9 protein-coding genes are annotated in these 14,560 nt (G+C 39.0%); 2 read left to right on the top strand and 7 right to left on the bottom strand.

The window, feature by feature from the left end:
- Positions 1 to 19: 19 nt before the first annotated feature.
- Complete coding sequence (locus tag M595_RS04885) at positions 20 to 304, bottom strand: hypothetical protein (protein WP_023064899.1); 285 nt, start codon at positions 302 to 304, stop codon at positions 20 to 22.
- A gap of 293 nt (positions 305 to 597) precedes the next feature.
- On the opposite strand from M595_RS04885, the gene M595_RS04880 reads away from it, so the two are divergent.
- A complete protein-coding gene (locus tag M595_RS04880) occupies positions 598 to 1,011 on the top strand; it encodes a hypothetical protein (protein ID WP_023064982.1) in 414 nt (137 codons plus the stop codon).
- Positions 1,012 to 1,167: 156 nt separating this feature from the next.
- On the opposite strand, the gene M595_RS04875 is transcribed toward M595_RS04880, so the two are convergent.
- From M595_RS04875 to M595_RS04865, 3 genes are all read right to left on the bottom strand, one after another.
- Positions 1,168 to 2,133 carry a GNAT family N-acetyltransferase gene (locus M595_RS04875; protein ID WP_238987025.1) on the bottom strand — a complete coding sequence of 322 codons (966 nt, stop codon included), beginning with the start codon at positions 2,131 to 2,133 and terminating at the stop codon, positions 1,168 to 1,170.
- A gap of 617 nt (positions 2,134 to 2,750) precedes the next feature.
- Positions 2,751 to 3,881: a glycosyltransferase gene (locus M595_RS04870; protein ID WP_040483599.1), complete on the bottom strand. Its 1,131-nt coding sequence runs from the start codon at positions 3,879 to 3,881 to the stop codon at positions 2,751 to 2,753.
- Positions 3,882 to 3,988: 107 nt separating this feature from the next.
- On the bottom strand, positions 3,989 to 6,691 hold the full coding sequence (locus tag M595_RS04865; protein ID WP_023064960.1) for a chloride channel protein: 2,703 nt from the start codon (positions 6,689 to 6,691) through the stop codon (positions 3,989 to 3,991).
- Positions 6,692 to 7,199: 508 nt separating this feature from the next.
- Here M595_RS04865 and M595_RS04860 point away from each other — a divergent pair.
- A complete protein-coding gene (locus M595_RS04860) occupies positions 7,200 to 7,412 on the top strand; it encodes a DUF6464 family protein (RefSeq protein WP_040483598.1) in 213 nt (70 codons plus the stop codon).
- 16 nt (positions 7,413 to 7,428) lie between these two features.
- Here the strand turns inward: M595_RS04860 and M595_RS04855 are convergent, their stop codons facing one another.
- The 3 genes from M595_RS04855 to M595_RS04845 all read right to left on the bottom strand — a co-directional run bounded on the left by M595_RS04855 (position 7,429) and on the right by M595_RS04845 (position 14,459).
- Positions 7,429 to 9,054 carry a peptide ligase PGM1-related protein gene (locus tag M595_RS04855; RefSeq protein ID WP_023064910.1) on the bottom strand — a complete coding sequence of 542 codons (1,626 nt, stop codon included), beginning with the start codon at positions 9,052 to 9,054 and terminating at the stop codon, positions 7,429 to 7,431.
- A 152-nt stretch (positions 9,055 to 9,206) separates the two neighbouring features.
- Positions 9,207 to 10,805: a glycosyltransferase family 39 protein gene (locus M595_RS04850; RefSeq protein WP_040483597.1), complete on the bottom strand. Its 1,599-nt coding sequence runs from the start codon at positions 10,803 to 10,805 to the stop codon at positions 9,207 to 9,209.
- Between the two features lie 276 nt (positions 10,806 to 11,081).
- Positions 11,082 to 14,459: a hybrid sensor histidine kinase/response regulator gene (locus M595_RS04845; protein ID WP_023064968.1), complete on the bottom strand. Its 3,378-nt coding sequence runs from the start codon at positions 14,457 to 14,459 to the stop codon at positions 11,082 to 11,084.
- Positions 14,460 to 14,560: the final 101 nt, after the last annotated feature.

Below are 14,560 nucleotides of genomic sequence, written 5' to 3'. Positions count from 1 at the left end.
TAAGTTCAATTGACTTTGGTTAATTGAACATTTTTTTCTGTTCAAATTGATTTTTATATGGCAGGTCAAATAGTTTAATATTACTGTTTTGATTCACAATGTATTGGAGTAAATCAATCTCTAGGATCGTATCATAATTGTTAAGCTCAGAAGAAAACTGTTTCATCACAACCGAAACTAAAGCAATCACTCTACCTTTTTCTTGGTTGAATTCTAATAAAGAACCGACATCAAGCCACTTGTCTGAGTGGATTTTTTGACAGGGGAGTTCTTGATGGGTGAATTTGACGATATATTCGTACATTCTCATACCTCTTTTGAAAAATAATCCCTTGTTGATTATTTAACAGTTATGACATTGCTTTTTCCGGTAATTTTGCCAATTTATTGACATCTTCCCCGATCATTTACAATTTTGATGGTGTAGCAAAACAGACTTAGGAATTATCCGAGTTGAAGAACAAACTTCATACCCTCTCCCCGTGAACCCTCAATATTTTCACTTCATCGGATAGATCTTGAAACGTGATCATGTTCTCTCGGTATAATAAATACATCTAAGCTTGAGTTCAACCCTAATTTTTAGGAGTGACAGCAATGGAATCAGAATCAACAAAAGCTAACCAACTCAGTAGACCACAAATTGTGGGAGTCGTTGTAGCCACTACCTTGATAGGAGGTTTTCTCTTATCACTTTTTACCTCGGGAAGGGATCAACCTGTTGAAGAAGTTAAAACGATTCCCACTCTTCGGGAATACCCCCAGTCTCAGCCCCCAGAAAAACCTAAAGTTATTGAACCTATTGAACCTATATCCTCGACGGAGAACACAGTGGTTTTAGTTCCTGAAACTCAAGCCGAAATAGATTGTGTTCTAGGAGGAGGGGGTGCGGCGTGTTTTGATGACAACTATCAGCCGAATTATCCGACAACTTCTAATCAAGAAGAATGGGAAGATTGGGAACGCAGCCAACGAGAGAAGAATAACTTGATCAAGAGATTGTTTAGATAGTTTTTCGGAGATTTTGTGATTGAGTCTTGATTCTTATTGAGAGATTATCTTTAAGAACAAAGGAGTGTAGGAACTTGAGAAATAATACGGGCGGGTTTGGTGATTAAACTGGCAATTCTATTAATCCACCGATTGCAATTTAACCCGCCCCTTTGTTTATGCTGCGACAGGTTTAACCCAAGATAAAACAGTTTCTACAGGACGAAATCCAACAGACTCATAAAGATGATTTGCACCCGTGAGACTTTGAGAGTCTACACTGAGTTTAACGGTATCGGCGCCGGCTGCTTGTAATTGACGTATTCCCGCAAATAACATCGCCCGTCCTAACCCCATGCGTCGGAAACCGCGTCGAGTTCCTAACCACTCGATCCAACCTGTATAAGCTTTATTGTGAGTTTGAGGCTTCAGACGACAGCTACACAACGCCGCAAAGGTGCCATCGGGTGCGATCGCAATCAGGTCTAATTCGGGTTGATAATCGGGAAGTGTCTGCCAATATTCAACGGTTTCTGCGGTAATATCGTAATGGTTCCAGTGGTCAATAAAGGATTGATTATACATTTCCACCCAAGCGGGAATTTGGTCTTGATTTTTTAAAGAAATCAGTTGAAATCCTTCGGGGAGTTGGGGAAGGGGTAAGGGTTGAAGAAGTGATCGTTCTAAGGTAAAAAATTCTCGTTTAATTTGAAAACCTTGTTGATTAAATAATACCGCTCGATCTACTTGATCGTCTCGGCTATCGGTGAGGAGTCGTACAGGTCGATGTTTTTGTCGTCCGAGTCGTTGTAGATGTTTTTCACTCCATTGAATCAACTCGGCTTCTAACCCTTGATGTCGAACATCTGGATGAACAAATATCCACAGATTACCGTCAATTTTAGTCGTTGATTCTTGATGTTCAATTAAGGCTAAACCGATTAGTTGACTGTTATCTTTTTCGATTAGGTAGGTATCACAACTCCGTTCTAAATCTGGTGAATTCAAAATGAGTTTAAATTCGGCTAAAGAAACATCTTCATCTAAACGATCATAAGCCGCACAAGTATTGACTAAATTCGTAATCGAACTTCGATCTGTGGCTTTTTGGTAAGACCGTCTCGTTAAACTTGCTAACATCATAACTTTTCATCCAGTTTGACAAATGATTTGGAATGTATGGATTCAATCTTTCATTTAGCGTTTGCATGAATGGCTGAATCAAACGCTAGAATATACCCTTGTTTAAGGAAGTTTAGGAATAGAAATATTGAGGAATTTAGTTTAAGTTTTTAAACAGACTTAAGTTGGCTAATTTGATTAGCGTACTAAATTCCGACAATAATATTGTGAAAAAGAGAACACCAAAATTGAGCAATCTTTTAAGATTACCAAGGGTTTAATGTTCTCCAGTTAGACACTCATAAAAAAATTGACCTGTTTCTAGGTTTTTTAATGTTTCTCGAAATGTTCTCAGGTTCAAGGGGGTCGCCAGTTCGACCTCTGGCTCCTGGAAAGTAACCCAACCTGAATTTTATTAAGCCAATGTCTAGCTTTGCTAAGTAAAGAAGGATTCCACCTCCAAGGAAGGATTTACCCTTTTTCTAAATGATTTCATATGCTTTCCGACTCTATCGGAAGGAGGAATTTGTATTATTCTCTCCCTAAGTTTAGTATAACCTCAATCTATCGGGTTTTGTCAAGGTCTAGTTAAGGCTGAAGGTAAAACTGGAGAGTTAACTTATGAAATCTTAATCTTTCTAAGATAATTTTCTCATCAAAGCAAAAAGCTTTTTAGCCGTTATGTCCCAAGAAAATTGTTGTGCAGTTTCTTTAGCTCTTTGACGAACTAAAGCTTGATTTTCATCAATCATCACTCGATGGAGTTGTTGTCGCAAAGATTCTCGATTGGGTTCAGCCCAATGGGGACTATTTTGAGGTTGAATATACTGAGTATCATAACATTTTCCGAGGGGAACTAAGTCATATTCAATCGGATAACAATTGCTAGAATTTGCATATTCTGTTGGCCCTCCATAAAGCGGCATAATTACAGGTAAACCTGCGGCAAAAGCATCAAGAATTTTAATTGCAAATCCTTCGCCTCGAAAGGGAGCAACGACAACATCTGAGAATAAATATAATTGGGTTAAATCCGTTTTATTCAGGAGTCTTCTGAGAATATAAACATTCGGCATTGTATTGCCTAACTTTTTCCGAATATCAATAGCCATTTCAGCCACTTTATTATAATTACTTCCGCCATCTTTGATAATTAATAAAACATTCGGATTTCCCTGAAATTCTTCACAAAACAAAGGAAAAAATATATCCGTTCCAAATCGATATAAATCCCAAGAGTTTGTTAGATGTAAAAAACATTTCACTTGAGGCTTTTTCTGAGCCTGGACTTGCCTTTCTAGCTCTGAACAATTGAATAACAAAGGATTAGCACCCAAAGGTAAAACAGAAACATCAGATTCTGAACATCCTGCTTGTAATAAAATTTGTTTACAATAGTGACTCACCGCTAATTTATGATAGGAATTGTGGAGAGTTGATTGAATCCAATCATCATGATATTGATCCGTGCGAGTGAATTCATAGTTAATCGCAAAAAACTCAAAATTCACATGACCTTGAAGCTGAAGATCTCGGGTTGTTGGCCAATAATGTGACCACTTAAATTGAAACAGTTGAGACGGAGATTGTTCCATCCAATATTCTAGCATCTCTTTCTCTTGATCACTAATCACTTTCAAGGCATCAGGAGAGAGTTCAGAGGGTTCAATCGAAACATCAACACCGAGTTGAGAAAAAGTTTTTGCTAAACTCAATGTGATATCTGCAAATGAATTAAAATATTGAAAATTGACATTAAAATGAACCATGAAAGTCAGGAGAGAGGGAGACAGCGATCGCTGAAAAATTGCGCTTGGTGAGAGACAGATCCTTAATTGGACTGAGAATCTTTTCAAAGACTGTTCTTTCAAAAGATTTAATCCGCTGTATGACCAATTGCCGGACGAACCAAAATCACAGTACAATCACAATGACGAGCGATCGCTTCGGGAATATTCCCTTGAATCACTTGTTTAAGCATTCCTTCACGACTAGCCCCTAAAACCACCACATCACAATGTTCTTGATAAGCAAAATTAATCACCGCATCCGGAACAAACTCAGAAGTCACCGCCGTTATTCTCACTTGAGAATTCAACAGAGAACTTAACTCCTGAGAGGTCTGTTCCCAAGCTCGTTTTTCCGCAACAGAAACCCCTTGATTCATGACTTTCAACAACCGAATTTCGGCTTGATGACTTAAGTGTGTTAAAGCAGGTAACAGTTGAACCGCAACCGACTTTTTAGCATCATCGCGAATCGGAACTAACCAGCGTTGCCAACCTAAAAGAGAATGTAAGCGCAACTTCCGTTTTGTACCAAAAGGATCAACCATTTGCGGCCATTTGACCAAAACCATTTCACACTCACAAGCTCGAATAATCATATCTACGACATTACCAAAAACGCGATCGCTCGTCGAAGATTTACCTTGCCAACCCATCAAAATCAGATCAATATGTCGCTCTTTTGTCGTTTCAAGAATTGCTTGAGCAACATCATTTGTTACCCGAACTTGAGTATGTAGGGGAATTTTCCAAGCCCGCCCCATTTGTTCAGCTTGTCGCATCAAACGCCGACTTTTAGTGAGTCGAACAGGCGTTTCACTCGGCGAACGATGACGAGGTATCGTAATCACGTTTAAGCATTCTATCTCATAATTTCGTTCACGAGCGATCGCGGCGGCAATTTCCAATAGAGAGGGAGCCGTTTTGGGGTTGTGAAGGGAAACCAACATCCGTCCCTGACCGACTTGAGGCGCTCGGGTTTGATAGACGACATAAGAAGGTTCTGGATGTAACCCGACTTGTGTATCTTCACCGCTAAGAATGCCCAACTCCGCTTTAATAATATCACTGCGGGTAATAATCCCAACCAGATGACGACCTTCAACCACAGGTAAACGACTGGGTTTATATTTACCGAGTAAATAGAGAACTTGAGTTAAGGTTTCATCAGGAGTTACCGCAATCGGTTTGGAAGTCATAAACTGGTGTAAAGGCGTATCCTCGGGCAAATTTTGCTGACTAACATTACTCAAATCTCTTTGGGTAACTATCCCCACCAGTTTGCCATTGTCTACGACTGGAAAGCCTCGATGTTGAGAGCGAGAAAACTCCTGTCGGACTTGTAAAAGCGGTAACTGACTCGATAACGTTTCCACCTGACGCTGCATGACATCTCTAGCGAGTAACTTACTCAACGCTTCGCGATCAAGTTGATCTTCTTTTAACTCAATACCGTTTAATTTGAGGAGGCGATCATAAAGGGATTGTTTATCAATTTTATCGGCAACAAAGTAAGCAACAACCGAACAAATCATCAGTTGCAACACTAAGTTAAAATCTCGGGTAATCTCAAACACAATCACAACGGCTGTGATCGGCGTTCGAGAAACCGCACAAAAGAAAGCCCCCATTCCCGCATAAGCAAAGGTTGTCGGAGGTTCCAAACCAATTAAGCTAAATTCCCAAATCCCAATCAATTTCCCTAACGCCGCCCCTAAAACCAGCGAGGGGGCAAATAATCCGCCCGGCGCCGAAGAACTCGCCGCTATCGTCGTCAGGACAAAGTGAGCAACAAAAGCTAGAGCGGTGATTGTCCAGTTGAGTTCCCCACTGAGAAGAAATTCCCGCAAACCAGCGTTATTGCGAAATTCCATAGGTAAGACGGAAACAATTAACCCACACAAAAATCCTGCGAATCCCATTCGTACCGGGAGTCCCAATGAAAAGGTTTTGCGGCTAAATTTGAGGGCAAAAACAATGCCTCGACTAAATAGCGTTCCCAGTAAACCCGCCAGAATTCCTAAAATGATATAAAACGGGATTTCAGCCGGTTGAATTAACCATTGTTGATAGGAACGTTCCAGGAGTTCGGGTGAAGGGGGTTCAAAGTCGGGGTTTTGACCTTCTAAGAGACGAGAAACCACCGCCCCGATAAAAGAGGCGATAATCGCAGGCCCCAAGGTAAGACCGGAAATATCGTGGAGTAAGTCTTCGACGACAAATAAAACCCCTGCAATGGGAGCGTTAAACCCGGCGGCTAATCCGGCGGCTGCCCCACAGGCGATAATTTGGCGGCTGTAGTTTGGAGAAGTTGGCACCCAACGCCCAATCCAAGCGGCCAGAGCGGCACCAATTTGAACGGTAGGCCCTTGACGTCCGAGAGTTAAACCCGAACCCATCGTAAACATTGTGCCGAGGAGTTTGGAGATGGCAACTCGAAAGTCAAGAGAAATGGGCATTCCACTTAAAGCTGCTTTTACCTGGGGAACTCCGCTGCCAGTGGTTTCCGGAGCAAATCGTTCGACTAAAAACCCGGTGAGAAAGCCGCCAATGAGTCCCACACTCGGTAAAAACACCCAAATCGGTAAGGGAGCATGAATGGTGCCATAGATTCGCCATGACCCTAACCATCCCGCTCCGACTCGTAAGCAGAAAGCAGCCAATCCAGAGACTAAACCAATCAGACAGGCTTCAAGGATAGCCAAGCGTCTCTGAGATTGAGGTTGTAGGATTTGAGTCGCGATTACTTTGAACCGTTTTAAAAGTTTCTCGGGAATAGAAATTCGCAACATTATGATATGATGAGATCTTGGGCTAATTGTTATTGGGATAGAAAGTTAAGGGTTTGATTGACTGAGTTGGAATTAAGCTACCCCAGTTTTTACCCTAGTTTTTAAGAGTACAGCGTTCGCTACAGACTATTTCTCCCCATCGCCTGGGATCTTTAGATTCACAAGACCTCGTTTGAAACTTTAATGGATAGTTTAATATACTCAGTTGGGTTGTCGCCAAAGAGACTAACTCCAAACGTCTCCGATTGAGCAATATCATTTCACATTCACAGGTTTTTAGGGGTTCATCCGGATAGGACTTAGCCCCCAACTGATCTGAAATCCTTAAATATTGGTGTGACTATGATTGATGGGGAGGTGGGGAGGTGGGGAGATGGGGAAAGTGAATACTATGGGGTGTGGATCGAACTGAAGTCTAAAAAAATGTTAAGATCAACCCGAACTGAGTTGATGTTAGACCGAGCAGCATAGATGCTCACCGGGTTGCCAATATCAGGGAAATAGAAATATGAGCAATAACATCGGTATGGATCGGATGCGTTTGCAGTCCTATCACCAGATTAAGCGTTTCCTTGAATACCACGAACAACGTCATCGCATTTTATCTAAAAAAATTGATCAGCAAAAAACCTGTAAATATAATGCGGGTTCTGCTTTTTTACGCTGTGCAGTTAATCCGAGTGGCCCTTGTTCGGAGTGTAATCATTATGCTCCTCAATAAACTGGGGGAGATAAGGTCATAACATTTGCTGTTCCTGTTGAGGGAAAGTTTCTGATTTGATTTGTTTATTTTTGGTTTTTTTCAAATCAACTTGAGGTTGATTATTATTTTGAGCTTCTGCTGTTTCTTGATCTAAAACTTCAACGACTTGGTTATAAATAGACTGAGCTTGCTGAGGTGTATTCCCAATACAAGTTAATCCGAGTTTTCCAAATTCTGATAAACACCCCATTAAATGAAATACTGTTCCGGTTTCTGTACTGCTATCAAAATGTAAGCCGTGATGGGCGATAATATCCATTAAGTCATCGGGAAGTAATCCTTGATAATGAGTTTTTTTTAAATTATCCGAAGCCAGATAAAACTTAGGCTTTCCTTGACGACTATAAAATAATCCTTGTTCCTGATTAAAACATCCATTTGTTAATAGTTTCAAGGTCATAAATGGATGAGTTGTTCCCCCTCGACGTAAGTTAATTTCAATCGCATAAATCTCCCAATCTTTAGACTCTATATCCTTTTGAACGGTGACAAAATCCAAACTAAACCGTTCTAAAGCTCCTTTTTGAGCGAGATTTCTTCCCACTTGTTCACCCATTTTTTGCAAACGGAGTCGGTAAGCTTCATCGGCTGGAAAGTGACACCCTTCAAAGATCTGACCATCTGGCCCACCGAGAATTTGATCGTGAGTTGAGACAATTTCAACCGTTTGATCGGGATGAATTAAACATTGAACACTCGGCGATCGCTTCACTTTTCCAGGAATAAAGGCTTCAACAATTGCCCCTAAATCAAGAATCCGACGACTAAATTTTTGCCAGTTTTCATGGGGGGCTTGAAATCGCAAGTTAGGTAAGCGATCGCGAATAATTTTTAAACGATCTGATCGGGTTAATTCCGCCATTTGGGGTAAATCTAATAACCCATTCCCTTCGCCCGAAAATCCTTCGTTGAGCTTGATCACGACTTGTTTTAACTGCGGCTGACGTTCGCATAAATCTGTGGTTGCGATCACTAAATCTTCCACAGTAAAGACTAAAGAACTGCCATCAGGATGAGGAAGATTACACTCTGCAAAAATTTGCCGACTTCCGCTTTTAGTTCCCCAGTGAAGCAAATCGGGATCTGAAGCTAATAAAGGAATGCCCAATTGAACAGAAAGTTGCCGTTCCAAGCTCGTAGAATTGTAACAAACCATGTAAGATTGTTGGGGACGCAAAACATTAGCAATTCGTTCAAGTAAACGAGGGCGTTTGAGGATTTTTTCGGTGAGAGACTGGGGAGAAGCATCATAAGTGGAAAAGAGTAATAAGCGATCGCGAGCATGAGAAAATGGAATTCCCGGCATTAAATGTAAATAATAATCAATGACACTGGGATGGATCGGTTGAGAAGTCACATAAATCAGACGCATTCGAGGGTTTCGCAGGCGAATTAAGGAAAACAGCAACCGTTCTTCGTATTGATGAACACCGGGAATTTTCTCCAGTTGTTGTTGATCGAGCGTTAGGGAAGGAATGACCAAAACATCATAATCATCTAAACTCAATCCATCTGAAACTGAGGCTTGCTGACGGAGTTGATTTTGTAGAGCCTGAAATTGTTTAATGGTGTCTTCTAAGGACGTATTAGATGCTGACATAGAACCCTAAGATTGTCTGAATGAGTATTTTAATTTTAGTTGATGAGTTGTTATCAAATGTACCTTTCGATAATAATCTCAAACAAGAGCTTCAAGTTTCTTCTTAAATGCTCAGATCTGAAGCCAGAACTCGCGATGATCGTGAAAGTTAACTATCGACTAAGTTTCCAAAGATTTCCCTGCTGATGCAATGAGTTGAGTTGATATCCTTTCTGTTGCAGAGCTTCTTGTAAGGAAACTGAGGGTTTAAAGACAAAAATAGTTGAGTCTTGAGGAATCAAAGATAATTTGGGTTGCTCACTCATTAAGATAAATTTTACATCATTGTCGAGTAAATGACTCAATGAAATGATCTCGCCAAAGTTGATATAGTTATCCCCTTGATCTGTGACAACATAAGGAGAGTTAACGGTATTAACGAGACGAGCAATTTCTGGGTTCCAATAGCTAATGTGTTTAGACCACCACGTTTGTGAATCAGCACTCAAGCTACAAGAGATGAGGCTAGCAGTGAGACACAGTGCTAACATTCCTCGCCACAAATGCACACCATCAACAAATGAAAATCGACCGCTATTGATATGAATTGCAAATAAATAAGTCACGGCGAGTTGAATACCCGGAAAGCAAACAATCAGATAACGAGTAATAGAAGATCGTCGTCCTCCCATCAACAAATCAGGTAAAACTAAAATCACAAAAGGAACTAAAATAGAAGTGAGAATAAATTGTCGAGTCATCCGAGGTGTTCGCTCACACACTTGATATAAAGCAACAATGATTAGCATTCCAAAAGGCAATCGTAAGAGATAAGTCCAGGGATTGTTAAAGCCAAAATCAATATCAATAAAAAGGGAGGTAAAACTAAGTATCCAATATTTGATTAAATCCCCAGATGTGATCGGAGTTTTTGTCCAGTTGGTTGTATTTATTGCGCTTTGAAAATTGGAAACTAGAATGTTAATCCAAGGACTAAATAAAATCAGAGTAATTGTTAAAGCGATGAGATATTTAATAACCAAACGAGGAGTATTTTTGTTAAACTGAGATGAGGTACTGAGCAGCACGATATAAGCACCATGAGCAATCATTGTTAAGCCAAACAAAGGATGAGTATAGAGTCCTAATGTACAAGCTAAACTATAAAATCCCCAAAATAACCAACTATTTAAACGAATTGATTTAAGAAGCAAATAGCTACTCCCAATCATAAATACAGTCAGCAAACTATATTGTCGTGCTGTTTGTGCGTAGAGAATATCAATAGGAGATAAAGATAAAAAGGCTGTAGCAAGCAAGGCGGTGAAATGAGAACCAAAAAGTTCCAACGCCAAACCATACATTAAAGGTAAAGCAAATAAACTCAATAATGCAGGTAAAAAACGAGATGCAGTAATAGAACTCCCAAAAATAGACATCCAACCCCGAGCCAGGAGAAAGTAGAGCGGTGGATGTTGGGGATCATCTATCATTAAAGAACTAATCGTATCCTTAAAGGTACTGTCAGGTTTAATCTTTTGATAGTTTAAAAGTTCGGGTGCTGCAACAATTTGATTACTAAAAAAATTGGGATAAACTGTACTAAGTGTAAACCCTGAACTTCTCAAGTTTGTGAAGATTTCATCATGCCAGAAAACCTTACGATCAAGTTCTATGAAACGAAAAAAAACACCTAAGATAATGACAATTCCCAAAAAAATAACGAGATATCGATGTCTAGTCCCTGTGAATAACTTATATCGAGAAAACATTTTTAAATCACAACGAATAATGATTAATAATGGACTCTAAATGCCGTCACGGTTTCTATTAAGCGTGTATTCCTCTGCATTAGACATCCGCTTAGATTAAGTCTATTTTTAATAAAGTTAAGTTTGAGGAATTTGTTTAGTGTATCACATTTTGACAGATTAATAGAGAGGAGTGAGGCGTTTTTGTGGCTTCTTCCTCTCGATTTGAGTCTCAACAGCAATTTAAAAAGCGGAAAGTTGCAGGTAGAAGGACTATTTAATCAAAAATTTAATGGATTACACTTGACCCATTTCCAAATGTTGCTGCAAAATCATTATTAATTCTTTCTCATTCCAAGGTTTAGTAATATAGTCATTTGAACCCAGTTGTTTAGCGAGTTGACGATGACGATCATTATTCCGAGAAGTGAGAATCAATACAGGAAGTACATCTGTTGAAAATCGACGACGACAGTGACTTAAAAACTCAAATCCATTCATTTCTGGCATTTCTAAATCACAAATAACTATCTCAACATTACTGTATTGTTGGAGTTGAATTAATCCTTCTTTTCCGTTGTTTGCTTGTAGAACCTTATATCCTTCTTTTTGCAAAATTGTACACAAAGATTGACGAGTGGTAATGGAGTCATCAATCACTAACACTGTTGATTTTTTGGGAGAATTAGATTGTTTTTGACGGGGTACTATTTGAAGCGGACTGACAGAAGATTGCTGTTGGTTCCAATAGTTTAATAACTCTGGACTATCAATGACAGGGACTAAACGACCATCTCCTAAAATAGTACAACCATAAAAGTAAGAGGGTGCTGAAAATATTTTTCCAAAGGGTTTGATTGTGAGGTTCTGTTCCATCAAAACTTGATCTATTTTTAGACAAACGGTTTCTAATCCTTGTGAAATCAAAAGTATTATTGATCTTTTATTATCTATTTTTCTTTCGACTTTTTGAGAGATGAGATGATGACCATTTTGTAAGTTATTAATCTCGCGAGGATAATTGTACTCTAATAAAACAGGCTGAACTAAAGGTATTTTTTGTCCATACCAGTTGTAAAATTCTCGTTGATTATCGGTGGTAATTTCTTTAGAAGAAGCAGAAATAATTCCAGCCAAAGTATCTAAAGGAATCGCAAACAAACTTTCTCCAACTTCAAAAACCAATAACTTGGTAATCGTTAATGTCCAGGGTAAACGGAGAGTAAATGTTGTTCCTTTACCTAATTCTGATTGGATACTAATAAATCCTTTTAAAGCTTCGATTTGATTGCGAACGGCTTCTAAACCCACACCTCGACCTGATAAATCACTCACTTTATCCCGAGTTGAAAAATCAGGATAAAACAAAAATTCATAGATCTGATTTTTAGAAAGTCGTTCGGCTTCTTGACTAGAAATAATTCCTTTAGCAATGGCTTGAGAACGAATTTTTTCTACATTAATTCCCTGACCATCATCTTTAACTTCTACATAAGTATAGTTTCCTTGCTGATAGGCTTTGATTTCAATTTTTCCCTCAACAGATTTTCCTCTAGACTGACGAAGTTCAAGATCCTCAATACCATGATCAAACGCATTTCTAACTAAATGAACTAATGGATCATATAACTTCTCTAAAATGGCTTTATCAACTAATGTATTTTTACCAGTTAGTTCAAGTTTGACTTGTTTTTGTTCGCGAACAGATAAATCTCGAATCATCCGTGGAAATCGATTTAACAGTGATTCCACAGGTAACATCCGAGTTTCCGTGAGATGCTTCTGAACTTTGTGTAGAGTTTGTTGTCGCTTTTTAATAATTTGCTGACTTTGAAGGGTTAACCATTTCATGTCATAAATAACTTCTCTGACTTGATCCAGTTCTTCTAAAGTCTTTTGTACTAACACATTAATCGATTTAGAGACTTGTCGATATTCGGTTTTATTTGAGGTATTATTGGAACGATAAAAATCTGTATGATTCTGAGCTTTTACTAAAGATTTTCGTAACTTATCCCTCAGTATTTCTAACCGTTCTACAGCAGTTTGAGATTTTTGATTATGTAAGAGAAAACTATTATCTTGGGTGGCGAGTTCCCCAACTAAATTATTAATTAAATCTAAGCGGTTGACATCGACTCTGACTCCTAAAGACATTTGAGAGGAGACAGCAGAAGCAACCGGAGTCGGAGAAACTTCTTTTTGAACAGTTTCTGGAATTTCTTCTGGAATTTCTTCTGGAACTTCTTCTGGAACTTCTTCTGGAACTTCTTCTGGAACTTCTTCTAGAATTTCTTCTGGAACTTCTTCTGGCGTTTCTTCTAAAACTTCTTCTATAACGGGTGAATTTCTATTGGTTAATATAGCTTTTTGAATTGTCCAAAACTCAGCTAAAGTAAGTACACCAATTTTTAGATGAGAAAGCGGATCAGTTTCCAAAGCTTCTAAAGCGGCTTGAGCGATCTCACTAAACTGAGGTAAATTTAACATATTCGCCAAAGTCGCGAACATCTCAATTTGAGCTTGTAATTCTTCGGTAATATTGGATTTAGAAGCAACGTGAGAACCATTAGAATTAGCTTGTTCTTCATCATCAGTGATGATCTCAACCTGATCTTCAAAAAGATCAAGTTCAATCAATTGTGAGGGATTTTCCAAAGAACATCCGAGTCGGGTTTCAAGTTGTTGTAAAATCGGTTGAATAACAGCGATCGCATCTTCATTCGGTAAATCACCGGATTCAACTTGTTCTAATAGCGGAACTCGCAAACTATCAAAAGCTTTTAATAAAAGTTCGCTTAACTCTGAACTTCTAAACGGCTGAACTTTTTCAACCTGAATATCTTCTTCGCGAACTTCTTCAACCTGAATCTCTTCTTCGTAAATATCTTCAACCTGAACTTCACTTTGGGTAAACTTAATTAATGCTGGACTAGATTTTCCACCTTCAACGCGATCACCTTCTAAAACTGCTTTTTGTCCTGTCCAAAGATCAGTTAATGCAGCTTTTGTAATCTCTGAATATAAATCTGGATGCAGTTGTAATGCTTCTATTGTGGTTTTAGCAATCGCTGTAAACCCCGGTAAATCTAACATACTTCCGAGAGTTGCTAATACCTCAAACTGATCATGAAGTTCTTCTTGAAGATTAGGAGGAGGAGATACTAAAACCTCTTGAATTCGATGTAAACTTGCCGGAACTTCTTTGTCAAATAGAAACAGCGTCATATCCGTTTCAATCGGAACCTCTGGAAGTTCAACTGCTTCTTCAAGCGGTATCCCCAGTTTAACCTCCAGCTTCATAAACGTGGGTTGAGCCTTAGAAATTGCCGTTTCTTCATCGCAGTCACCCGTTTCAATTTGTTCAAGAATAGGCGCTCGTAAACCATCAAAAGCTTGTAACAGTAATTCTTCTAATTCTACATCAAAAACAGTATCTTCTGGATATAAAGCTCGAATTCCATTTTCAAGTTGATGAGCAATTTCTTGAATTCCCATTAACCCGACACAAGCCGCTCCCCCTTTGATAGAATGAGCCGCCCGCATCAAACCATGAAGTTTTTGAATATCATGGGTTTGAGAAAGGGTCATTAATCCCTGTTCAAGAATTTGTAAAAGCTCTAAAGATTCTTGAACAAAAAATTCGTAAGACTGATCTTGAGTAATAGTTGACATTTTATTTATAGTTAACAGTGATCATTAATGAGTGATCAGCGATTAGTGATTACAATTATTCCTTCACAGGTCGGGGAAATTCATCAATCACCCCGACGATT

Source organism: Lyngbya aestuarii BL J, from assembly GCF_000478195.2.
Taxonomy (GTDB): domain Bacteria; phylum Cyanobacteriota; class Cyanobacteriia; order Cyanobacteriales; family Microcoleaceae; genus Capilliphycus; species Capilliphycus aestuarii.
This window is presented reverse-complemented; position numbering and strand designations above follow the sequence as displayed.